General features: G+C 38.5%; 24 protein-coding genes. 19 read left to right on the forward strand and 5 right to left on the reverse strand.

The features are described from left to right. Positions 1-291 precede the first annotated feature (291 nt). From AC1DCY_RS14905 to AC1DCY_RS14940, 8 genes are all read left to right on the forward strand, one after another. Positions 292-2139 (forward strand): bifunctional homocysteine S-methyltransferase/methylenetetrahydrofolate reductase, encoded by a 1848-nt coding sequence (locus tag AC1DCY_RS14905; RefSeq protein ID WP_477351318.1) that lies wholly within the window; start codon positions 292-294, stop codon positions 2137-2139. Further along, the gene (gene metH, locus AC1DCY_RS14910) at positions 2132-5563 is read left to right on the forward strand and encodes a methionine synthase (protein ID WP_477351320.1); all 3432 of its coding nucleotides are present in this window, start codon (positions 2132-2134) and stop codon (positions 5561-5563) included. Before AC1DCY_RS14905 ends, metH begins: the two co-directional genes overlap by 8 nt. Positions 5564-5606: 43 nt before the next feature. Then, positions 5607-6107 carry an N-acetyltransferase family protein gene (locus AC1DCY_RS14915; RefSeq protein ID WP_477351322.1) on the forward strand — a complete coding sequence of 167 codons (501 nt, stop codon included), beginning with the start codon at positions 5607-5609 and terminating at the stop codon, positions 6105-6107. A gap of 402 nt (positions 6108-6509) precedes the next feature. Next, positions 6510-6719 (forward strand): hypothetical protein, encoded by a 210-nt coding sequence (locus AC1DCY_RS14920; RefSeq protein WP_477351324.1) that lies wholly within the window; start codon positions 6510-6512, stop codon positions 6717-6719. Between the two features lie 155 nt (positions 6720-6874). Then, a complete protein-coding gene (desA, locus tag AC1DCY_RS14925; RefSeq protein WP_477351326.1) occupies positions 6875-7906 on the forward strand; it encodes a Delta(5) desaturase DesA in 1032 nt (343 codons plus the stop codon). A gap of 173 nt (positions 7907-8079) precedes the next feature. Beyond that, on the forward strand, positions 8080-9228 hold the full coding sequence (locus AC1DCY_RS14930; RefSeq protein ID WP_477351327.1) for a sensor histidine kinase: 1149 nt from the start codon (positions 8080-8082) through the stop codon (positions 9226-9228). Positions 9229-9244: 16 nt separating this feature from the next. Beyond that, positions 9245-9856 (forward strand): response regulator, encoded by a 612-nt coding sequence (locus AC1DCY_RS14935; protein ID WP_477351328.1) that lies wholly within the window; start codon positions 9245-9247, stop codon positions 9854-9856. Between the two features lie 194 nt (positions 9857-10050). Continuing rightward, complete coding sequence (locus AC1DCY_RS14940) at positions 10051-10605, forward strand: methyltransferase (RefSeq protein WP_477351329.1); 555 nt, start codon at positions 10051-10053, stop codon at positions 10603-10605. Positions 10606-10774: 169 nt separating this feature from the next. On the opposite strand, the gene AC1DCY_RS14945 is transcribed toward AC1DCY_RS14940, so the two are convergent. The 3 genes from AC1DCY_RS14945 to AC1DCY_RS14955 form a co-directional block, all read right to left on the reverse strand. Continuing rightward, the gene (locus AC1DCY_RS14945; RefSeq protein WP_477351331.1) at positions 10775-11749 is read right to left on the reverse strand and encodes a proline dehydrogenase family protein; all 975 of its coding nucleotides are present in this window, start codon (positions 11747-11749) and stop codon (positions 10775-10777) included. 78 nt (positions 11750-11827) lie between these two features. Beyond that, the gene (locus tag AC1DCY_RS14950) at positions 11828-12580 is read right to left on the reverse strand and encodes an ABC transporter permease (RefSeq protein ID WP_477351332.1); all 753 of its coding nucleotides are present in this window, start codon (positions 12578-12580) and stop codon (positions 11828-11830) included. Beyond that, on the reverse strand, positions 12577-13308 hold the full coding sequence (locus AC1DCY_RS14955) for an ABC transporter ATP-binding protein (protein WP_477351335.1): 732 nt from the start codon (positions 13306-13308) through the stop codon (positions 12577-12579). Before AC1DCY_RS14955 ends, AC1DCY_RS14950 begins: the two co-directional genes overlap by 4 nt. Positions 13309-13491: 183 nt before the next feature. Here AC1DCY_RS14955 and AC1DCY_RS14960 point away from each other — a divergent pair, with 183 nt between their 5' ends. After that, positions 13492-13737 carry a hypothetical protein gene (locus AC1DCY_RS14960; protein ID WP_477351337.1) on the forward strand — a complete coding sequence of 82 codons (246 nt, stop codon included), beginning with the start codon at positions 13492-13494 and terminating at the stop codon, positions 13735-13737. Between the two features lie 33 nt (positions 13738-13770). Continuing rightward, positions 13771-14271: a methylated-DNA--[protein]-cysteine S-methyltransferase gene (locus tag AC1DCY_RS14965; protein ID WP_477351339.1), complete on the forward strand. Its 501-nt coding sequence runs from the start codon at positions 13771-13773 to the stop codon at positions 14269-14271. 90 nt (positions 14272-14361) lie between these two features. On the opposite strand, the gene AC1DCY_RS14970 is transcribed toward AC1DCY_RS14965, so the two are convergent. Beyond that, complete coding sequence (locus AC1DCY_RS14970) at positions 14362-15657, reverse strand: ammonium transporter (RefSeq protein ID WP_477351341.1); 1296 nt, start codon at positions 15655-15657, stop codon at positions 14362-14364. A 13-nt stretch (positions 15658-15670) separates the two neighbouring features. Continuing rightward, positions 15671-16012: a P-II family nitrogen regulator gene (locus AC1DCY_RS14975; RefSeq protein WP_477351343.1), complete on the reverse strand. Its 342-nt coding sequence runs from the start codon at positions 16010-16012 to the stop codon at positions 15671-15673. Between the two features lie 312 nt (positions 16013-16324). On the opposite strand from AC1DCY_RS14975, the gene AC1DCY_RS14980 reads away from it, so the two are divergent. The 9 genes from AC1DCY_RS14980 (at position 16325) to AC1DCY_RS15020 (ending at position 23950) form a co-directional block, all read left to right on the forward strand. Beyond that, entirely contained in the window at positions 16325-17785 is a 1461-nt protein-coding gene (locus AC1DCY_RS14980; RefSeq protein ID WP_477351345.1) for a nicotinate phosphoribosyltransferase, read from the forward strand. 22 nt (positions 17786-17807) lie between these two features. Next, positions 17808-18632 (forward strand): ammonia-dependent NAD(+) synthetase, encoded by an 825-nt coding sequence (gene nadE / locus AC1DCY_RS14985; protein ID WP_477351347.1) that lies wholly within the window; start codon positions 17808-17810, stop codon positions 18630-18632. Between the two features lie 371 nt (positions 18633-19003). Continuing rightward, positions 19004-19324 carry an NAD synthetase gene (locus AC1DCY_RS14990; RefSeq protein ID WP_460015061.1) on the forward strand — a complete coding sequence of 107 codons (321 nt, stop codon included), beginning with the start codon at positions 19004-19006 and terminating at the stop codon, positions 19322-19324. A gap of 258 nt (positions 19325-19582) precedes the next feature. Then, complete coding sequence (locus AC1DCY_RS14995; protein WP_477351350.1) at positions 19583-19999, forward strand: hypothetical protein; 417 nt, start codon at positions 19583-19585, stop codon at positions 19997-19999. Between the two features lie 46 nt (positions 20000-20045). Beyond that, the gene (locus AC1DCY_RS15000; RefSeq protein ID WP_477351352.1) at positions 20046-20684 is read left to right on the forward strand and encodes a nitrous oxide reductase accessory protein NosL; all 639 of its coding nucleotides are present in this window, start codon (positions 20046-20048) and stop codon (positions 20682-20684) included. A gap of 59 nt (positions 20685-20743) precedes the next feature. Continuing rightward, positions 20744-22015, forward strand: coding sequence for a right-handed parallel beta-helix repeat-containing protein (locus AC1DCY_RS15005; protein WP_477351374.1), 1272 nt, complete (start codon positions 20744-20746; stop codon positions 22013-22015). Next, positions 22012-22464 (forward strand): nitrous oxide reductase accessory protein NosL, encoded by a 453-nt coding sequence (locus AC1DCY_RS15010; protein ID WP_477351354.1) that lies wholly within the window; start codon positions 22012-22014, stop codon positions 22462-22464. Before AC1DCY_RS15005 ends, AC1DCY_RS15010 begins: the two co-directional genes overlap by 4 nt. After that, a complete protein-coding gene (locus tag AC1DCY_RS15015) occupies positions 22464-23273 on the forward strand; it encodes an ABC transporter permease (protein WP_477351376.1) in 810 nt (269 codons plus the stop codon). Before AC1DCY_RS15010 ends, AC1DCY_RS15015 begins: the two co-directional genes overlap by 1 nt. Further along, positions 23270-23950 (forward strand): ABC transporter ATP-binding protein, encoded by a 681-nt coding sequence (locus AC1DCY_RS15020; protein ID WP_477351356.1) that lies wholly within the window; start codon positions 23270-23272, stop codon positions 23948-23950. Before AC1DCY_RS15015 ends, AC1DCY_RS15020 begins: the two co-directional genes overlap by 4 nt. The last annotated feature ends 98 nt before the right edge of the window (positions 23951-24048 follow it).

The following is a 24048-nucleotide window of genomic DNA, read 5'->3' on the forward strand; positions in this document are numbered from 1 at the left end:
CTTTTTTTATGAAAGAAGGCTTTTTTATTTTAACTTCTTTCAGCTGAAAGAAGTTAAAGCCTCCGGCGTATGTCACGGAATCGGAAAGGAGTTCTTAGAGGATGTTAGCCTAAAAATCATCGCATCCATGTGATAACGGCTAACTGACCTGCATCGGTAAAAATGCCACGTCCTGTGGCATTACCGAAATGACCGACATCGTGGCCCTCGTGCAGGCCTAAGCACAAAGCCGATTCCGGACGCAATTATTGCGAGGCATAATTGATAGAAAAAGGAAGAGAGGTTAGTTTTATGGGATTGCTTGAAAGGTTAAAAACGCATGTTCTTACAGCAGATGGTGCAATTGGTACGGTTTTATACGGCTATGGCTTGGAGTACTGTCATGAGGAAATGAATGTACAGAGACCTGAATTAATTGAAAAGATTCATAGAGAATATATTGCAGCTGGTGCTGATATTATTCAGACGAATACTTACGGGGCTAATGCCATAAAATTAGCCCGCTATGGATTGGAATCTCGTGTACAGCAATTTAATGAAGCCGCTATAACAATTGCAAAACGAGCAGCGGCAGATGGTGGACAATTTGTTTTAGGTACTATTGGGGGGATCCGTGGCATTCGTAAAAGTGACGCAACGTTAGAGGAAATTTTAGCAACCGTTGATGAGCAGGCAACTGTTTTACTGGCAGGAAATCCAGATGGTCTTTTACTTGAAACTTATTATGATTTTGAAGAGCTAGCAGCGACTTTAACAATGCTACGAGCTAAAACGAAATTACCGATTATTGCTCAAGTTTCTATGCACGAACCCGGAATTTTGCAAAATGGAATGAGCTTAAATAACGCCTTACATAAACTTGAATCGTTAGGTGCTGATATCGTAGGTGTTAACTGCCGCTTAGGCCCTCACCATACTATACAAGCATTTGAAGGTGTAGAGCTTCCTGAGAAGGCATTTATGTCAGCGTATCCGAACGCCTCTCTTCTTGATTTGGAGGATGGGCGTGTCGTTTATGAGTCGGAGGCAGATTATTTTGGTCGAGCAGCTGTAGAGCTTCGTGATCAGGGGGTACGTTTAATTGGTGGCTGTTGTGGTACGACACCAAAGCATATTGCTGCAGCGAAAAAGTACTTAGAGGAGCTATCCCCGGTTGAGGAAAAGTATGCAAAGCCAGAAAAAGTAGAGATTGTCCGTGAGGCAGAGCCAGCAAATTATGAGCCATTACATGAAAAAGTAAAACGTGAACGCTCAGTTATTGTAGAGTTAGATACACCAAGACATTTAGAAATTGAAGGCTTTATTGAAGGAGCAAAAAAAATATATGAAGCGGGCGCGGATGTAGTCATGATGGCAGATAATTCACTCGCTTCTCCAAGGATTAGTAATGTCGCAATGGGAGCCTTGCTGAAAGAAACACACGGGGTACGCCCGTTGACACATATAACATGCCGAGATCGTAATTTAATTGGTCTTCAATCACATTTAATGGGATTAAATGCACTAGGGATTCATGATATTTTAGCAGTTACTGGAGATCCGACAAAGGTAGGCGATTTCCCAGGAGCAACTAGCGTTTACGACGTATCTTCTATGGAGCTAATCCAATTAATAAAACAGTTAAATGAAGGTGTATCGTTCTCAGGGAAACCACTTCGTAAAAAGGCAAATTTCTCTGTAGCGGCTGCGTTTAATCCCAATGTACGTGTACTAGATAGAGCTGTCTCTCGATTAGAAAAGAAAATTGAACATGGGGCAGATTATTTTATTTCACAGCCTGTTTACACAAAGGAAAAAATCGTGGAAATTTACGAGGCGACAAAGCATTTAGAAACACCAATTTATATAGGCATTATGCCAGTAACGAGCTATAAAAGTGCGGAGTTCTTACATCATGAAGTGCCAGGCATCAAACTATCTGAAGATGCGTTAGCACGTATGAAGGCTTGTGGCGATGATAAGGAACGCGCAACACTAGAAGGAATTGCAATTGCCAAGGAATTAGTAGAAGTAGCAGCGGAATATTTCAATGGAATTTACCTCATCACACCATTTTTACGCTATGATATGACGCTAGAATTAATGAAATTTATTGAGCAATTGGATGAACAGAAAAAAGGGGTAAGTATAAATGGCTAAGCACTTGATTGAAGAGCAACTAGAGAAACGAATATTAATTCTTGATGGCGCAATGGGTACAATGCTACAAAATGAAAATTTATCGGCAGAGGATTTTGGTGGCGAGGAATACGATGGCTGTAATGAAAATCTCGTGCTAACTAGACCAGATGTGCTTGAAAAAGTTCATAGAAAATATTTAGAGGCTGGAGCAGATATTATTTGTACCAATACATTTGGGAGTACACCACTTGTATTAAATGAATATGATCTTGGTGCGAAGGCAGAAGAAATCAATAAACGTGCTGTAGAAATTGCTCGCAAAGTAGTAGATGAGTTTTCAACATCCGATTGGCCACGTTTTGTAGCGGGAGCTATGGGACCAACTACAAAAACCTTATCGGTTACAGGTGGTATTACATTTGATGAGTTAGAGGAAAACTTCTATGTTCAAGCAAAGGCATTAATCGAAGCCGGAGCGGACGTTCTGTTGCTAGAAACTAGTCAAGATATGTTGAATGTTAAGGCAGGAACATTGGGAGTATCTCGTGCTTTTGAGGCAACTGGAAAAGAGCTACCTGTAATGATATCAGGAACAATTGAACCGATGGGAACGACACTGGCTGGTCAAACAATTGATGCTTTTTACATTTCCATCGAGCATATTAAACCATTATCAGTTGGTTTAAACTGTGCGACTGGACCAGAGTTTATGACGGATCATATTCGTTCACTAGCAGAGCTTTCAACAGGCTATATTAGCTGTTACCCGAATGCGGGCTTACCGGATGAGGAAGGCTGCTATCATGAGTCACCTGAATCATTGTCACAAAAGTTAAAAGGCTTTGCGGAAAAGGGCTGGCTAAATATTGTCGGAGGTTGCTGCGGTACAACGCCAGCACATATTGCAGCTATCCGAGAGGTGCTAAAGGACAAAAAGCCTCGCCAATTACCAGATGCGACACATGGTCATGTAGTATCAGGGATAGAGCCATTAGTGTATGACGACTCTATGCGTCCATTATTTATTGGAGAACGGACAAATGTCATCGGCTCTCGTAAGTTTAAAAATTTAATTATTGATGGGAAGTTTGAGGAAGCAGCAGAAATCGCGCGTGCTCAGGTTAAAAATGGAGCACATGTGATCGATATTTGTTTAGCAAATCCTGACCGCGATGAATTAGCGGATATCCGTGGTTTTATGCAGGAGGTTGTAAAAAAAGTAAAAGTACCTCTTGTGATCGACTCGACAGATGAAAAAGTAATTGAGGAAGCACTTAAGTTTTCTCAAGGGAAAGCCATCATTAATTCTATTAACTTAGAGGATGGCGAAGAGCGTTTTGACGCAGTTCTACCGTTAGTGAAAAAATATGGTGCCTCTTTAGTTGTAGGTACAATTGATGAGCAAGGCATGGCAGTTGATCGACATCGCAAGCTGGAGATTGCTGAACGTTCATATAAATTGTTAACAGAAAAATGGGGCATTGCTCCTGAAGATATTATTTTTGATCCATTAATGTTCCCAGTAGGTACAGGAGATGAACAGTATATTGGCTCAGCGCTTGAAACAGTGGAAGGAATTCGCCTTATTAAAGAAAAAATGCCACGTACATTAACGGTGCTTGGTGTAAGTAATATTTCGTTCGGATTACCACCAGTAGGTCGTGAAGTATTAAACGCTGTGTATTTATATCACTGTACACAGGCTGGTTTAGATTATGCAATTGTGAATACGGAGAAGCTAGAACGTTATGCATCCATTCCTGAGGCGGAAATTAAACTAGCAAATGATTTACTCTTCAATACAAATGATGAAACATTAGCTGTCTTCACGGATTTCTATCGTGATAAAAAGAAGGAAAAAACAGAGGCAGATATTCCGAAAACAGTAGAAGGTCGCTTAGCCTACTATATTTTAGAAGGTACAAAGGAAGGGCTTATTGAAGATTTAGAAGCTGCTCGTGAAATTTTCGAAACACCACTTGCTATTATTAATGGACCATTAATGGATGGAATGGCAGAGGTTGGCCGCTTATTTAACGATAATCAGCTCATCGTAGCAGAAGTATTACAATCAGCAGGGGTAATGAAGGCAGCGGTGGCACATTTAGAGCAATTCATGGAGAAAGATGAAGAGAGTGCTGGCAAGGGTAAGATGGTACTTGCTACTGTCAAAGGCGATGTGCATGATATTGGGAAAAACCTTGTCGATATTATTTTAAGTAATAATGGCTATAAGGTTGTTGATCTCGGCATTAAAGTAACACCTGCCCAATTAATAGAAGCAATTCGCAAAGAAAAGCCAGATTTCATCGGGCTTTCAGGCTTACTTGTAAAATCTGCACAGCAAATGGTTATTACAGCTCAGGATTTCAAGGAAGCGGGTATTGACGTACCTATTTTAGTAGGGGGAGCGGCATTATCCCGTCGCTTTACGGAAACAAAAATTGCCGGCGAATATAATGGACCTGTCATTTATTCAAAGGATGCGATGCAAGGATTAGAGCAGGCAAATCGGTTAATGGGGACAGATACACGTGCAGATTTCTTAGCTGAAATTAAGGAATCTCGGGAAAAACGCTTAGAGGCAGACGAAAAAAGAGCGGCTCGCCCTGCAAAAGAAGTAATTATAAAGCCTGTACGCACAGTAAAGGAAGCGTCTGTCTATCTTCCAGCTGATGTGCGACGCCATGTAAAGAGAGAATATGCCGTTTCGCATTTATATCCATATGTTAATATGCGGACATTACTTGGACATCACCTAGGTTTAAAGGGTCAAGTACAGCAGTTGCTTGATGCTGGCGATGAAAGGGCAACAGAGTTAAAAGATTTAGTCGACGAATATTTACAAAGTGATCTATTGAAGCCGTCGGGTGTGTATCAGTTTTTCCCTGCTCAAGCCGATGGGGATGATGTAGTCGTTTATGACCCAGCAGATAGCAAAACAGAAATTGAACGATTTACATTCCCTCGTCAGCAAGTTGAACCGTTTTTATGTCTTGCAGATTTCCTGAAAACAGTTGAAAGCGGTGAAATGGACTATATTGCCTTAATGGTGGTAACAGCAGGACAAGGAGTTATGGCGCAGGCTCGTCAGCTAAAAGAGGAAGGGAAATTCCTCGAAAGTCATGCATTACAATCTACAGCCCTTGAGCTAGCGGAAGGTTTCGCGGAACGTATGCACCAAGAAATTCGCGACCAGTGGGGCTTCCCAGATGCGACAGATTTTACAATGCGTGATCGTTTCGCTGCAAAATATCAAGGACAGCGCTTCTCATTCGGCTATCCAGCATGTCCGAACCTAGAGGATCAAGAGAAATTATTTGGCTTATTAAAACCAGAGGATATTGGTGTGCATTTGACGGAAGGCTTTATGATGGAGCCAGAAGCGTCTGTTTCAGCAATTGTCTTTGCACATCCAGATGCTCGCTATTTTAATGTGTGATGCCGGAAGAAGTAGTTAACTTTATGGTTGGGACGTGAGTATGATGATCCGATTCATGGAAGAGAAAGATTTACCCGAGATTTTAGATATTTACAATGACATTATTTTAACGAGCAAAGCTGTTTACCGATATGAAACACAATCGCTAGAAGAAAAAAGACAATGGTTCAAAGAGCAGCAAACGCTCGATAACCCATTGCTAGTCTTTGACGAAAATGGCACAGTAGCTGGCTTTGCAACATATAGTCAGTTCCGTCCATATCCAGGTTATAAGCACACAATGGAGCACTCTGTATATGTGCATAAGGATCATTACCAAAAGGGGATAGCGTCACAATTAATGCAAGAGCTAATTCGAACTGCCAAAGAGCAAGGTGTGAAGACACTTGTAGGGGGCATTGATGGTGATAACATCGGAAGTATTAAAGTACATGAAAAACTAGGCTTTGAATATGTAGGTACAATTAAAAATGCAGGCTATAAATTTGGACAGTGGCTAGATCTTGTATTTTATCAGCTACAGTTAACTGGACCAAAAGCGTAGAAAGGGTATAGAGTGTAAAATACTTCCGGACTGAAGGTGTACTCTATTTTATTTGCATAAAGCTGTATAATAATTTAATTGTGAGACCCCAGCATTTTGTAAGGGGCTTCGGAAAGTATTGTTTTTCCCTATAGCGAGGCTAACCTATTAAGCTGAATCTTTATGATACTGTAATCATAGCTATTTTCTCTTGGTTCAGCCTGTCTACTCATACTAATAATGAGGAACTGTTGATTGTTCACGGAGAGTGGCGACTCCTGTGAGATCAGCTTGCGCGGAAAGCCCCAACTCGGTGTGAAAATTAACCTTTGTTTAATTCTACATTTTAAAGGCTGTTTGCTAAAAACTGGGTATGACATATGCGATGATAATAGTTGATTGGAGTGGAGGCTGGGCGACTCCTTGGGGATCAGCAATAGAGGAACGAAGGCTAAAACCATCACGTCCTGTGATAACGCCTTCGTGACCAACTTCGTGTTGGCCCGAGACCCTGGAGCGAGCAAAGCGAGTGAAGCGGCTCATCGGACGCCCCCAGGAAGCTCTGCTCTGTGCGAAAGCGAAGCGGCAGCTACAAAGCGCCCAGACGGAACGGAAATCAACCACACGTTATAGTAATGAGCCATATTAATTTATATTTATTCCTTTGTAGCAAGATTAAAGGGTATGACAAATGTCATATCCTTTTTATGATGTTTGCTTCTGTGCATGATTGTACTCTTGTTTTATGATGAGGTCATAAGGAAAAAGGAAACGAGGGAGTAAAAACAATGGCAACAGATCGAGAAAAAACAAAAAAACTGCGCCAGGATGTAGCACCATTTGCGAAGTCTGATACAGCTAAAAGTATTTTTCAAATGGTAAATACAATTGTACCTTTAATCGCTTTATGGGTAGCTGGCTATATGTTAATGGATATTTCACCATGGCTAACAGTTGGGTTAAGCGTAATTTCTGCTGGCTTTGTCGTACGAACATTTATTATTTTCCATGATTGTACACACGGTTCATTTTTCAAAAGTAAAAAAGCAAACGACTGGGTTGGTTTTGTAACTGGAGTGATAACATCATTCCCATATGAAAAATGGAAGCGTGAACATACAATTCACCACGCAACTAGCTCGAACTTAGACAAGCGTGGTATCGGTGATATTGATATGATGACTGTGGAAGAATTTTTACAAGCATCTAAAGGACAACGTTTATGGTATCGTTTTTACCGTAATCCGTTCGTAATGTTCGGCTTAGGTCCACTATTTATGGTGTTAATATTAAATCGCTTTAATCGTAAAGACGCTAAACAGAAGGAACGCTTTAACACACATTTAACAAATGTCGTTATTGCTGGAATTTGTATAACTTTAATTTACTTTATGGGTTGGCAAGCATTTTTATTAGTACAGGGTATAACACTATTTGTTGCTGGTTCTTTAGGTATTTGGTTATTCTATATCCAACATACGTACGAGGATTCTTATTTTGAGCATGATAAAGAATGGGATTATGTAAAGGCTGCTGTCGAAGGTAGCTCGTATTATAAATTACCAAAGCTATTACAATGGGCTACAGGTAATATTGGCTTCCACCATGTACATCATTTAGCCCCACGTGTACCAAACTATAACCTTGAAAAAGCGCATAATGAAACACCGCCATTACACACGGCGACAACAATAACATTGCGTACAAGTTTAGAATCATTACGCTATAAGCTATACGATGAAGACCAAGGTAAGTTTATAAGCTTTAAAGAAGTTAATGAAATAATTAAACGAAAAGCAAGAGGCAGTATTGCTGCTTAGTAGAGTTTTTTCAGCCATCTCTTCGAAGGGATGGCTGTTTTACGTAAATAAAACATATATTGTGGATGAAGCAATTGATATGTAATATACAGCTGTCACGGTAAAAACCATGTACAGGCATAAAATTAATTTTCTTGTTATAATAAGGGAAAAGTAGGAAAGAGCGTGAGATTATGTTGAGGAAATCGCACAGTATTATTCCGAATAGTCCAATGCTCAGTGTATATTTATGGATTATTTTCTGTTTCCTACCGTTTTTCTTCATTTTTAGAAAATCATCCTATATAGAAATATCTATAGGTATTACATTTCTAATGCTATATTTTATTTTCTATCGGTTTTCCATGAATTCGAAAAATGGTCTTGTTTATATGTGGATTAGCTTTGAAATGGTCATTAATATCGTTATGACCATTTTGTATGGCTATGTGTATTTATCAATTTTCACAGCTTTCTTCATTGGAAATATTCGTAAACCTGTTGGTTTCTATATTATGTATGGACTACATATTGGCTTTACGGTTATTTCTACAGGTGTTGGCTTTTTCGTTGAACTACACTTATTTTTATCACAACTACCATTTGTTGTTTTAACGATTCTAGCGGTTGTGCTTCTCCCATTAACGATTTATTCAAAAAATAAACGCGAAAATTTAGAAGGTCAGCTTGAGACTGCTAATGAACGAATAGCCGAGTTAATTGTTTTTGAGGAACGCCAACGTATTGCTCGGGATTTACATGATACTCTCGGTCAAAAGTTATCGATGATAGGCCTAAAAAGTGACTTAGCTTCAAGATTAATTGAACGTGATCCACAGCAAGCTCTAACAGAGATTAAGGATATTCGTCAAACGGCAAGTATCGCATTAAAAGAGGTACGTGAATTAGTATCGGATATGCGAACAACTAGATTTGAGGATGAGATTATGCGTATTTCTCAAATATTAAAGGCTGCTGAAATGGAGTTTGTATTTGAAGGTGATAAAGATGCTTTACAAGTTCCACCACTTGTGGAAAATGTATTATCCATGTGCTTAAAAGAGGCAGTTAATAATGTTGTTAAGCATAGTGGTGCTACAAAATGTGAAATTGCCTTCCATCAAAATTTTAAGGAAGTATATTTAGTTGTTCGTGATAATGGGCAAGGAATCACCAAAAAGCAAGCTTGGAAGACGGGTAACGGATTAAAGGGAATGCGAGAACGGTTAGAGTTTATAAACGGTTCTTTTAAAATCGAAAGTGAAGAGGGCACTACATTAACAGTGTCGATTCCAGTGGCGATTACGCATCAGAAGGTCAAAGAAAATCTGAAGAACATATAGAAAAGAGGATTGCGACATGATACGAATTGTAATTGCTGAAGATCAGGGGATGCTATTAGGCGCACTACGTTCATTACTTAGTATGGAGGATGATATGGAGGTCGTTGGATTAGCAAAAAATGGTGAAGAAGCATTGGCGCTTGTTGAAGAGCATCAGCCTGATATTTGTATTATGGATATTGAAATGCCAGTGAAAACTGGATTGGATGCTGCCGAAGAACTGCATTGCATAGGTTCGGATTGTAAAGTGATTATATTAACGACATTTGCAAGGCCGGGTTATTTTGAACGTGCAAGAAAATCCAGCGTTCGTGGCTATCTACTAAAGGATAGTCCGATAGAAGAATTGGTCAGTGCCATTCGTACAATTATGGACGGCAAAAGAATATATGCACCTGAACTCGTTGATTTTGTCTATGAGGATGATAGTGAAAATCCTTTAACTGACCGTGAGAGCCAAGTATTGACACTTGTTGCAGAAGGAAAGACGACAAAAGAAATTGCTGCGGAATTATTTTTATCGGCCGGGACTGTTCGTAACTACATTTCCACTATTTTAGAAAAATTAAATGTTGGGAATCGTATTGAAGCCATTGCCCGTTTTAAAGAAAAAGGATGGAATAAATAAATACCTTAAGAACCTATCATGAATATCCTTATACCTAAGCAAATGTATGGGTAAAAGTAGACAAAAGGCATTGAATTATTTAAATTCAGTGCCTTTTGTCATTTAAAAAATATATTAGCATATTGTATATTTAGACTACTAATGATAAAATTTAGAAAACAGTAATCATTTTAATGGGAAGGATGGAAATAATTATGAACAAAATTATGAAAGTAACTTCAACAGCATTATTAGCAACAACATTTGTCGTTACTAGCGCGTATCCTTCAGCCGTTTTTGCTGCAAGCAACGATATGGTTGATCCAGTAGTTGAGACGGAGACATCTATCCCGTTACAAAGTAATATGGATCTAGCTGTTCAGGCGGCATTAGTCGGTCCTGAAATTAAAAAATTAAATGTACTAGGTCATGAATTTAATGTAAAACCAGCTTCTATTTCGAAAAAGAATGATCTAACAGTTGTAAATGGGCAAATATCCCATCACTTAAGCTGGCGTCCGGATGATCAATTATACTACCGTATTGATATAGAAAATGGAGAAGTAAAGCAAGTAGAGATTAAAATTGACCGTGGAGGTTGGACAAGTTTATCTGCTCCATTTCTTGCTACATTAGCAGAGAAGAATGATATCCCGGTTACGCTTGAAATGATACAAGAACTTGGGCAAAAATTAGGTAGTTTTATTGATGGTAAATGGGAGCATGCAGCAGAAGCAATTGTTTCGGCCATTGCGTTACATGTTGAATAATATAAAAACTTTAATCAGTGGGGCTTTTTTTCATCTCCACTGATTATTTTTACGACACGTTTTTAAGAAATTCCGATTCCTAATAGTGCTTGAGAGATCAGAGATTAAAAATTCACAACTAAAGCCAGAAGCTTATTCAATTAAGCTTCTGGCTTCTTTATGTGGGACCTTATTTTTTACGTTTTGTTAAACGTCCAAGAACGAATGCACCTGCTGCAACAGCAAGGACTGTGTTCGTTTTTTTCGTAAATACTTGTTTTGTAACAAGATTAAGATTTTGAGGACGCTCCGCTAAACGGCGCATAAAGTAGCCGTACCAATCTTCGCCGAATGGTACATATACACAGAAGTTATAGCCTTCTTTTGCAAGCTCTTTTTGCATATCTGTACGGAAGCCGTAAAGCATTTGGAATTCGAATTTATCAAGTGGAATATTATTGTCAGCTACAAAACGTTTTACGTGTGCAATAACATTATGATCATGTGTTGCGATGGACGTAAATTTACCATGTAGTAAATGATATTCGATTAACTCGATGTAATTTAAATCAATATCTAATTTATCTTGGAAAGCAACCTCTGCAGGTTCTTTATAAGCACCTTTTACGATACGAAGGCGATAGTCCTTGAATTTTTCGATATCGTCCTTAGCGCGGTAAAAGTAAGATTGGATAACAGTACCTACATTATTAAACGTTTTGGATAGCTCTTCCACCATATCAAAGGACGTTTGTAAACGACCGTAGTCTTCCATGTCAAAGTTAACGAATATATCATATGCTGCTGCTTTTTCTACAATCTCATATAAATTATCGTAACAAAAATCAACATCAATATCTAAACCTAATTGAGATGGCTTTAACGAAATATGTGCATCAACGCCGTTTTCATGAATAGCCTCAATAACAGCAAGGATTTGTTCTTTAGCTTTTGTTGCTTCTTCTTCAGTTGAAACAAATTCCCCTAAATTATCTACTGTGCAAGAGATTTTATGTGCGTTAAGCTCTTTGATGCTCGCAATCGTTTCTTCAATATTTGTACCAGCTACTACACTTTGTGCTCCTAATTTTAGTCCGTATTTTTTTGCAGCACTATTTAATAGTTGGTTTTCAGATAAATGGATGAAAAAATCGCGTAATAACATGGTCATTCTCCTCACTGCATTTCTTTTTTCTATATTATAGCATAATTTAGAAAATAAATATTGTTTTTACTATAACAATTATTTCACTTCCAGTATTTGCATGCGCTCATTAAAAAGTGCAGGATAGCTTAAAAAACCTATCATTATGCTAGATAATGTCGCTGCTGTTAGCAGAGCGAAAATGATTAATAATTGGAATTGCACCGCTTGAATGGGGTCTGCTCCGCCAATTATTTGGCCACTCATCATACCTGGTAATTGAACAAGGCCAATTGTTTTTTGGCTTTCAATTGTAGGAATCATACTAGCCTTTATCGCATTCATTAGCTGTCGGTGAATTGCCTGTTTTGGTGTGCCGCCAAGCGATAAAATTAGCTCAATTTCGTTCTGATGACTTGCAATTTCCGATGTAAAACGATTTAAAAATAGAACCGATAATATCATTGAATTACCAATCATCATACCGCTAATTGGTATAATATACTGCGCTGTTGCAGGTACAATATGAAAACCAAGCAATACTCCTTGCGTAACAAATTCTACTACAATAAGAGTTAGTGCTATTTTCCATGTAATACCTTTAATACCTTTCCCTTTTTTACGAGCATTTAGTGTTGCTACTATAATCATTAAAGCAACCATAAGGAAAATATAAATATAACTTTGAGCATCAAAGACAAATTTTAAAATGTAACCGACGGCAAGTAGTTGAATAATAGAACGAATAGTAGCGATGAGTGTATCTTTTTCAAGTCCTAGCTTTAAGGTTTTTGACAGTAGAAGAGGAATTAAAACAAAAATTAACGTTAAGGAAAGCGAAGTATACGTCATGCATTCACCCCCTGTACAAATTCAGCGACACGTGGATTTTTAGGTGCGTTAAGTAAGGAGCTTTTTCCTGTTTCAATAAGTTCTCCGTCCATCATGACCCAAGTATAGTGTCCGATTGTCAGTGCTTGCTGTAAATTATGAGTTATCCAAATGATTGTGACATTAAACTTTTTATTGATTGTAGCAATAAGTGCCTCAATTTCCTGTACGGATTGACGGTCTAATGCAGATGTGATTTCATCTAGCAATAAAATGGAGGATTGATTAATAAGTGTTCTTGCAATAGAGACTTTTTGTCGTTGACCACCTGATAATTTATTCGTAGGCCGTTGTAAAAAGCTTTGATCGAGTCCAACGTCTCGTAAATATTGGATAGCTTCTCGCTCTGTAAGCATTTCTCCTTGTAGCGAACGAGGAAGTGCAAGATTGTCAAATACAGTTCCTTCTATCATAGGGGCCGCTTGAAGGGCCATACTCACATGTCTTCTTAAAGCGGTAGGCTCGTATGTAGAAATGTTTTGATTATCAATTAATATTTGACCATCTGTAGGAGATAATAGTCCATTGCACAATTTAAGTAGAGTTGTTTTGCCAGCACCTGAAGGGCCGACTAATGTAGTGATTTTGCCTTTTGGGAAAGAACCAGTAATCGATTTTAATATCATTTTGTCATTCGATGAAAAGGTGACCTGTTGAAAGTGAATGGCAGGCTCATATGAAGTATTCATAAAGTTAAAACTCCTTTATACTAATAGGTAAAATAACTGTAGCATGAAACAAAGGGAAGCTAAAGCTATTTAACGATTTACAAGTAATGGATAAAACGGGGTGAATCACTAAGTGTTGTGGATAGGTTTGTTAAAACGGCTACTATGTAAATAAGTTGATTGGAGTGAAGACTGGGCGACTCCTTGGGGATTAGCAATAGAGGAACGAAGGCTAAAACCATCACGTCCTGTGATAACGCCTTCGTGACCAACATCGTGTTGGCCCGAGACCCTGGAGCGAGCAACGCGAGTGAAGCGGCTCATCGGACGCCCCCAGGAAGCTTTGCTCTGTGCGAAAGCGAAGCGTCAGCAACAAATGTTTTCTGTAGCGAAAGCAAAGCGACAGCTACAAAGCGCCTAGTCGGAACGGAAATCAACCACACGTTTTGATGATGATCCTAGATTAATGTAGGGGGATAGAGAATGGATATATTATATGTAGATACATTAACATATGCACAAGGTAATATGTATATCGTTGCTTCAGATGAAGGTCTTGTGTATATCGGAACACCTAATGCGCCATTTGAAGAGGTAGAAGTGTGGGCAAACAAGCCATTTAAAGGCTATCGCTTTGAAGAGAATAAAGAAAAGTTACAGCAATATGTTAAGCAATTAACGGCTTATTTTAATAAAGAGCTCACTGAATTTGATGTGCCAGTACATGTTAAAGGGACAGCATTTCAACTAGCAGTATGGGATGCATTGAAGGAGCTACCATATGGTACAACGACAACGTACTCAGATATTGCACACCGTATCGGTAATCCGAAGGCAGTTAGAGCTGTAGGCAGTGCAATCGGTGCTAATCCAATATTGGCGATTATTCCTTGTCATCGTGTTATTGGAAAAGATGGTAAGCTAACAGGCTTTCGTAGTGGACTAGCTATGAAAGAATTTTTACTAGAGCTAGAGAAAGCGTAAAAAAGAATCTGCATACCTTTTGGGAAACAGCTCGCCGAAGGATTGCAGATTTTTGTTTTTTGTATTAAAGAAGCCGAAGATCATTAAACACTATACATGTTCCTCTTGGACATTGTTATTTGTTTTACCGAAATGAGTTAAACGATGAGCAAATGTTTCTCCTCGTACGGCAGAGCCTTTGAAGATATCCTGAAACTCATAAGCCGGAGCACCATGTTCGATGACATCTAGGCCAGTGACTTCTTCTTCAGCAGAAACTCGTAATGGCACAAATGCTTTTATAATAAGTAAACCAGCTGCTACTGAAACGCTAACCCAGGCAATGGTAGCAATAACCCCAATGGCTTGCACTCCTAATTGGCCGAAACCTCCTCCATAAAATAATCCTTGACCACCAATATCAAACAAGCCAACTGCTAGAGTACCCCAAATACCACAGATACCATGGATAGCGATTGCGCCAACAGGATCATCGACTTTTAATTTCCATTCAATGAAGCGGACGCCCTCGACTAATAATGGAGCAGCAATTAATCCAATAATGAGTGAACCGACTATACTAACATTAGCGGCACCAGCGGTAATACTTACAAGCCCTGCTAAAGCACCGTTTAATGTGAGTGAGCCATCGATATGGCCATATCGGAATTTTGTATAAAGGGCAGTAACCACAACTCCTGCAGCAGCAGCGAAAAATGTATTTGCGATTACAATAGGAACAAGTTTAGGGTCAGCAGCTAATGTTGAAGCGCCATTGAAGCCAAACCAACCAAACCAAAGTAAAAATACGCCTAAAGCTCCTAATGGAATACTATGGCCTGTAATAACATTAACACGACCATTTTCATATTTACCGAGACGAGGACCGACCATTACAGCAGCTACAAATGCCGCAACTGCACCTGTTAAATGAACAACGGTAGATCCAGCGAAATCGATAAAACCAAGATTTGTTAACCAACCTTGGCCACTCCAAACCCAATGACCAACAACAGGATAAACAAGTGACGACATGAGAATAATAACGCCGATATAAGCAAAAATATTAGTACGTTCTGCTACTGCTCCTGATAAAATTGTTGCTCCAGTTGCTGCAAACATCGTTTGGAAAATAAAGAAGGAAAGATCATCTACACCATTTAAGGCAAAGCCACTTGAACCGAAGATACCGCCAGCTGTATCACCAAACATAATAGCGTAACCACAAAGAAAATAGACGATACCGCCAAGTGAAATAGTTAGGAAGTTTTTCATAATAATATTGACTGCGTTTTTTGAACGTGTAAAGCCAGCTTCAACCATCGCAAATCCTGCATGCATAAAGAAGACTAAAATTGTACCGAGCATCACCCAAACTAAATTTATAGATAATGTTATTTCATCCATATAAATTACCCCCTTATTCTACTGCAATTGATCCGACTTCTTTTGTGCGGATACGAATTGCTTGTTCTACTGGATAAATGAAGATTTTACCGTCACCGACCTTGCCGGTTACTGCCTTGCGTAACAAAACTTCAACAATAGGATCTACTTTTTCATCATCAACAATCATTTCTAATTTCAACTTCGGTAAAAATTCAATTTCGTAGGTATTTCCGCGAAATAAACCTGTACGCCCTAATTGACGGCCACAACCAGCAATTTCTGTAACACTGAGCCCTGCGATACCTTCCTGTGCAAGTCCGTCTCTGACAGCGCCGAATACTTCGGGACGGATGATTGCTTCTATTTTTTTCATCAATATCAGCTCCTTGAGTAAATTTAATTTACATGTTAAAACGTGATGAAAAACGGCGCAATATTTTTTTGAATATTCATGTTATGTTTTATTACATGGTATATTTCGTCTTTCGTAATAGTTTGCTGAAAAGGTTTTTAAAAGGGGAATGAAAGCGGCACTAAAAAATATGTCTAAAATGTGAACGGTTCGAAATTTTCCGACTATTCATGTGAGGAAATCTAACATTAAAGTAGGAGGATGTAATACGCAAGAATTTGGGTATATAGTGTATACTAGGACTAATTATCAAAGCGGAAGAAGGGGTTTCTTGTGAGATCAAACTATGCAGATGATAGCTTAGCGCTACACACAGACTTGTACCAAATCAATATGGCAGAATCGTATTGGGCTGATGGTATACATAATAGAAAAGCAGTTTTTGAACTATATTTTAGAAAATTACCTTTTGGCAATGGTTATGCAATTTTTGCGGGGTTAGAGAGAATTCTTGAATATTTACGTGATTTTCATTTCACTGATTCGGACATAGCGTATTTGCGTGAAGAGGTTGGTTATAAAGAGGATTTTATCGAGTATTTAAAAAATATTCGTTTTACAGGGGATATGTATTCTATGGTGGAAGGAGAAACTGTTTTCGCTAATGAACCAATTATCCGCATTGAAGCGCCGTTAGTAGAAGCGCAACTAATTGAAACCGCATTACTTAACATTGTGAATTACCAAACCTTAATTGCCACAAAGGCTAGTCGTATTAAACAAATTATAAAAAATGAAGTGGCGATGGAATTCGGTACACGACGTGCTCAGGAGATGGACGCAGCAATATGGGGAACGCGTGCGGCGTTTATTGGTGGTTTTGCTTCAACTAGTAATGTGCGAGCAGGTAAACTTTTTAATATACCAGTATCAGGTACACATGCACATGCACTTGTACAGGCCTATAAAAATGATTATGATGCATTTCACTCCTATGCAAAACGTCATCGTGATTGCGTATTCCTTGTAGATACTTACAATACGTTAAAATCGGGTGTGCCAACAGCAATTCAAGTGGCTAAAGAGCTTGGTGACAAAATTAATTTTATTGGAGTTCGATTAGATAGTGGGGATATAGCTTTCTTGTCAAAAGAAGCGCGTCGTATGTTAGATGAGGCAGGCTTCCAGAATGCTAAAATTATCGTATCAAATGACTTAGATGAATATACGATCTTAAACTTAAAGGCTCAAGGTGCAAAAGTGGATGTGTGGGGAATTGGTACAAAGCTCATTACTGCGTATGACCAACCAGCTTTAGGTGCTGTTTATAAAATGGTCGCTATTGAAAACAACGATGGACAATTAGAAGATACGATTAAAATTTCAGCGAATGCTGAAAAGGTAACGACGCCAGGGCTTAAACATGTATATCGCATTATTGATAGAAAGAATGGCAAGGCAGAAGGGGATTACATTACGATGCAAGATGAAAATCCTCAATCGGAGGGGAAAATTAAAATGTTCCACCCTGTTCATACGTTCGTATCAAAATTTGTAACGAACTTTGAAGCTAAGAATTTACATCATCATGTGATTAAAAATGGTGAAATACATTATCAAAATCCTACTTTGGAAGAAATGCGCGATTATGCAGCTAATAATTTAGAGTTGTTATGGGATGAATATAAACGTGCCATGAATCCTGAGGAGTACCCAGTCGATTTAAGCCAAAAATGCTGGAATAATAAAATGCGTAATATTGAAGAAGTAAGTGAAATGGTCAATCGATTGTAAAGCGTAAGGAGTGAAAGACAAAATGACATTACAGCAAGAAATCATTAAGGAATTACGTGTGTTACCTACTATTGATGCGCAGGAAGAGATTCGCAAATCCATTGATTTTTTAAAGGAATATGCGCGTCGTTTTAGCTTTGTAAAGGGATTTGTTCTTGGAATATCTGGTGGTCAAGACTCCACGCTAACTGGGAAATTAACACAGCTTGCGGTTGACGAATTAAATGCCGAGGTGGGAGAAGCGAAGTACTCATTTTGGGCTGTTCGTTTACCATATGGTGTGCAAGCGGATGAAAAGGACTGTCAGGATGCGATTGACTATATAAAACCTACGAAAACTTTTACGGTCAACATTAAAGATGCGGTCGATGCAAGTGTTAGAGCATTAACAAATGCGGGTATTGAACTAAGTGATTTTGCCAAAGGGAATGAAAAGGCACGTGAGCGAATGAAGGTGCAGTATTCTATTGCTGCTATGAATAATGCTGTTGTGCTAGGGACCGATCATGCTGCGGAGGCAATTACAGGTTTTTACACAAAATTTGGGGATGGTGGTGCGGATTTAATGCCAATCTTCCGTCTCAACAAGCGTCAAGGAAAACAGTTGCTAGCTGCGCTTGATTGCCCGGAGCACTTATATCTAAAGATACCAACTGCAGATTTAGAGGAAGATCGTCCTTCATTACCAGATGAAGTAGCCCTTGGTTTAACATATGACCAAATTGATGATTATTTAGAGGGGAAGGAAATCCCTGAAGAAGCTCGAAAAACATTAGAAGGGCATTATTTACGTTCACAGCACAAACGTCACATGCCAATTACAATATTTGATGATTTTTGGAAGTAATATCTATAAGGTTCATCACTTAAAGATAAATGATATTTATCGAAAAATATCCCATTGTATATAAGTTGATTGGAGTGGAGGCTGGGCGACTCCTTGGGGATTAGCGTCACAGATGAGACCCTGGAGCGAGCAACGCGAGTGAAGCGGCTCATCGGACGCCCCCAGGAAAGCGCCCAGCCGGAACGGAAATCAACCTCACGCTATGAGTAATATTTGGGAAAAGAGTTATAAGAAAAAGGGAGGAAACACTTTTTCTTATAGCTCTTTTCTCTCTTTTTTAAGCAATTTGGTTCTGTATTATTAAGTTCAAGCATATAATGTCGATATATATACCTACAAAGTTGATAAAAAGTAAAGGAGGGTAATTATATATGAGGACTTCTAGAGTAAGTTCGACGACTAGTAGTATATTTCGTAATGAACAACAGTATTTACATGCTGGGGATTTAAGCCATAATTTCGGACAAAATCCGAAGAAACAGTTTAAAAACAGTTTGCTAAAGAATAAAGATAAAAAGCATTTAAGTAACACGAGACAAATCCAGCAACAACGTCCAAATAAAGTAGCAGCTAGTTTTGTGGACAATGCTTACGATTTACAAATACGCAATGAACTAAATGAAACTGCAGTTAAGCTAAGTCTTGTCAGCAAGCAAAAGAAGCTTCTCAATAGTTACCGTTCTTCTATATAACATCATAAATTCGAACTCTCTACGTCATTCAGGATGTAGGGAGTTTTTTATTGTGATGAAAACCAAAATGGTGTCAATAAAATTTTTACGAATTGTGAGCACTTTGAATAAGGGTGACTTCTGTTCCAGGCTACTTACTTTTCTGTAGACTAAGAAATCATTTGTTTCTGTCGCTATGCTTCCTCACAGATACATTGCGAAGTTCGGTTTGAATTTAGTATGACATGCCAGAAGATACATGCTTGGTGAAATGGTTGATTGGAGTTGAGGCTGGGCGACTCCTCGGGGATTAGCGATAGAGGAACGAAGGCTAAAACCATCACATCCTGTGATAACGCCTTCGTGACCAACATCCTGTTGGGCCGAGACCCTGGAGCGCAGCGGATGTTTTCTGTGCGTAAGCGTAGTGCTAACGTAGCGTCAGCAAATGTTTTATCTGTGCGAAAGCGAAGCGTCAGCGGCAAAGGCTCGGTCGGAACGGAAATCAACCCCTCGTTTTGCCGAAGAGCCATTAATAGGACTATAATTTCATTGACCTCGAATGTAAGGTGTAAAAAATGGAAAATTTATATTCTTTATTCAAAATATTTGAATTCAAGATGTTCAATGAATATTCAAGGTAATTTTTCCAATACTTCACAGCGATTTTTAACTTATTTCACAACTTACCTGTAAAGTAATTAATAGCAATAGAAAAATAGAAATATTGGGGGAAGCAATTGTGAAAAAAATATGGTTACCTGCACTTGCAGCATTATTTTTACTCGCGGCGTGTGGTACAGAAAAAGATCAAGTTAAGAAAGAAGAGTCTAAGCAAGATGTTACAACAAGTGAAGCAGAAGCAAAGGATAAAACTACACAAGTCGCTTCTTTAGTGGATCCACGTTTACAAGAACCAAAAGAAGATACAATGTGTGAAATGTGTAATATGAAAGTGTATTTGAAGGACGAAGATATGGGTGAATTCTCTACTCAAGCAATAAAAGAGGATGGAACAGTTGCTTTTTATGATGACATAGGCTGTTTAGTAAATGCCGAGGTTGCAAATAATGAAAAGAACGAAAAATTTGTACGTGATCATATCACAAAAGATTGGGTAAAGGTTGAAGATGTAACGATCGTTAAAACCGATCTAAAATCTCCAATGAACTGGGGTTATATTTATTTCACCAATAAAGATGATGCAGACAAATATATCGCCGACAATCCAACTGCACATGTAGAGGAATTACAAAAAATTAAAGATGATGCTTTAGAGCGACGTAATAAGATGATGAAAGAAAAAGCTGAAAAAGAAGCCAAAGGTGAATCTGATTCTATGCATATGGAAGAAAAGAAACCTGATGGTCATGGTCATTAATCGAAAGGACTAGGGGGAATCCTCTAGTCTTTTCGTGCTGAACTGGGAGGTAAGGATTGGTGAAAAAAATAGGGTTTGCCTTATTATTTTTTCTATTCATGAGTCAGACAGTGTATGCCGATTTCGATGTACAGGAGGCCATTAATGCAGCAAAACCAGGTGAGGTCGTTCATATTCCTGCTGGTCGTTACAAAGGTAATTTTATTGTGACAAAACCGATAACGCTACAAGGTGAAGAGGGAACGGAACTTATCGGTGAAAGAGACAACCCCACGCTCCGAATTGAAAACACTGCTAATGTCACTGTTGAAAATATAACGTTATCAGGGAAAAATAAAGCGATCGTTGCTAGTACTGTAGATGGACTGGAGCTACGTAAGTTACAAATGAAAGATGTTCATACAGGTGTCCATATACAACACTCCAAAAATGTACGTATACAAGATATCAATGTGACTGGTATCAAAGGTCATTATTCCAAAAAAGGTAATGGGGTGGCTGTTTTTAAGAGTGAGGACATCACTATCGAAGGCAATACTGTTGAGCAAGTGCAGGATGGAATATATGTAGAAGAGGTCAAGCATATTGTTGTTCAACGTAATAAGGTGACGAGCAGTCGATATGGTACGCATTTTATGTATACAAGTGATGCTAAAGCACTTTTTAATACATATGATCAGAATGTGACTGGCCTTATGATTATGATGACAACAGACATATTCCTTGAAAATAATACAGTGGCTGATCATTTTGATTTTAATGGCTACGGTATGTTGCTGTATGATGTGCAACAAGCCAAAATTAAACATAACACGATCAAAAATAACCGAACTGGTGTGGCAATGCAGAAAAGTTCAAATATCCGAATTGAAACAAATGATTTTCAGATGAACCAAACAGCCATTGAAGGTACAAAGGTAAGTGACGACACAATGGCTAGTAATAATAACTTTACAGGTAATATTTTAACAGCGCGCTCTGATAAGCAAGGCTTTCAACTAGCAAGTAATTATTATGATGATTACTCAGGGATTGACTTAAAAGACAATGGTATCGGTGATATTCCATATGTGGCTGTGTCAAGTTTTGGTCAATGGATGGTACGTCAGCCTGTTTATCAATATTTTGTGGCATCTCCAAGCGTCATTTTACTAACATCACTGGATCAACAAATCAATAAAATTGAAAAGAACATGCTTGTTGATAATACCCCTAAATTGGCGATGAAGCATGTGAACGAGAAGGCCAAGATGAATGTGGTGCAAATGCTAGTAGGCTTATTCTTGACATTAAGTAGTTTATGGCTATGGAAAAGAGGAGTTACAGAATGAAAAAATGGATGATGATTGTAATGCTATGTTGTGGTGTTTTGATGGGGTGTAGTGAAAAAACATATGAGCCTCGTGAAATAGTTAGTGAAACCGATGTTTGTAAAATTTGCAATATGAGTATAGTTCACAATGCATATGCTGGTCAGATTGCGTTGAAGAATGGTGATTATGAAATTTTTGATGACATTGGCTGTCTAATGGAATATATAGAAGCGAATGGAGAAGATGAAATTGGAGCAGCCTTTATTAAAGATGCAGCAAAAAATGAATGGATTGACGTTTTTAACGCTGTTTATGTATACAACAAGGATTATTGGACTCCGATGAATTATGGGGTAGTTGCGCTCGATTCGAAGGAAGCGGCACAGAAGTGGATGACTACAGAAGGAGAAGGTCAGCTGCTTGCTTATAAGGATTTACACGATTTTAAATGGGGGATCCATAAGTGATGTACAGTATGCTTATTAAACTAGAATTAAAGCAAATGCTCAGAAGTCGTTGGATGCAACTTGTAGGCATACTTTTCACATTCATTTTTACAGCTATCATTGTCATTCAGCAAATGGCATTACCAGATGTAGAGGGTTTTACAAGACAGACAGCCTCGTTTTTAAATGTACTGTTGTTTTTATTGCCTCTGTTTATATTAACTATCGGTAGTATGAGTGTCGCTGGTGATGTAGAATCAGGCTGGTTTTCATTATTAAAGACTTATCCAATGACACGTACGCAATATATTGCTGGAAAGTATATTGCCTCTGTGCTTGCCTTTCTATTGGTTGTTGTCGTGGCGTTTGGCGTAATTTTAGCGCTTGGTGGATTTCTTGGTGGAGTGCGTTTGCCATTTATCTTCATTATTTTAACTTTGCTATGTATCTTCATTTTTGTGTCATTGGCCATAGCTGTTGGAGCTTTTGCAAAAACAAGGTTATTTGCATTATCGTTATCACTTGTATTTTGGTCCATTTTTTTATTGTTAATCTCTTACGCTTTAATGGCTATTGGAACTGTCGTGGCGGGGCATATTCTTCAGAAATTGACGATTATAGCGATACATATTAATCCTGTGGAGTGGCTGCGCTTTGGTTACTTTATTTTTACAGATCAGGCTAGTGTGCTTGGACCAGCATTTTATAAAGTAACGCAGTTTTATTCGTCACCACTAGGTTACGCAGTATACGCAGCTGTGACTTTGCTTTGGATAGTATGTCCGCTAGCTTACACTAGATTCCTTTTAAAGAAAGGGGAAAGAAGATGATGTTATTAGAAACAAAGAAGTTATCGAATATCTATGATAATAATAGAGGTCTTCATGAAGCCTCCTTTTCTTTACAGGCTGGTCGTATTTTAGCGCTTGTAGGAGGCAATGGTGCTGGAAAGAGTACTTTAATTCGCCTGCTAACTGGGCAAGAAAAGCAAAAATCAGGAGAAATAATATGGCATAAACCACAAGCTATTCGGTACATGCCTGATGATGTGGACTTTCCATCTATGTTAACAGCAGCAGAAATTTTGCAGCTACTTGCCTCTTTAAAGCAAATTGGCAAAAAGGAACAGGAAGATGTACTGAAACGTGTTGATTTATGGGATGTTCGAAAGCAAAAAGTGAAGCATTTCTCAAAGGGAATGCGTCAACGGTTGAATCTCGCTCAAAGTTTACTTGGTGAGGGCTCTTTGCTTATTTTAGATGAGCCTACGAATGGTCTTGATCCTTTTTGGATTGCAGAGTTGAAAAAAATGATGCTAGAAGAAAAAACAAGGGGCTGTACTGTAATTTTTTCTACGCATTTGCTTGCTTTTGCAGAAGAGGTAGCAGATGATGTGTTAGTTTTACATGAAGGAAACATACTTATTTCTGGTGAATTAGAGGAAATACTTTTACAAGAAAATTCATCTTCATTAGAGAATTTATGGTTAAAAAAATTAAATCTGTAACATATTGATAGGTAATGACGTTATACTAAAAGATAGGTTTGTTTGAATTGTATTCAGACAAGCCTTCTTTTTCATGCTGAAGTACTTCTCTCGCTATC

The sequence above is a fragment of the Lysinibacillus sp. 10T31 genome (genome assembly GCF_056394365.1).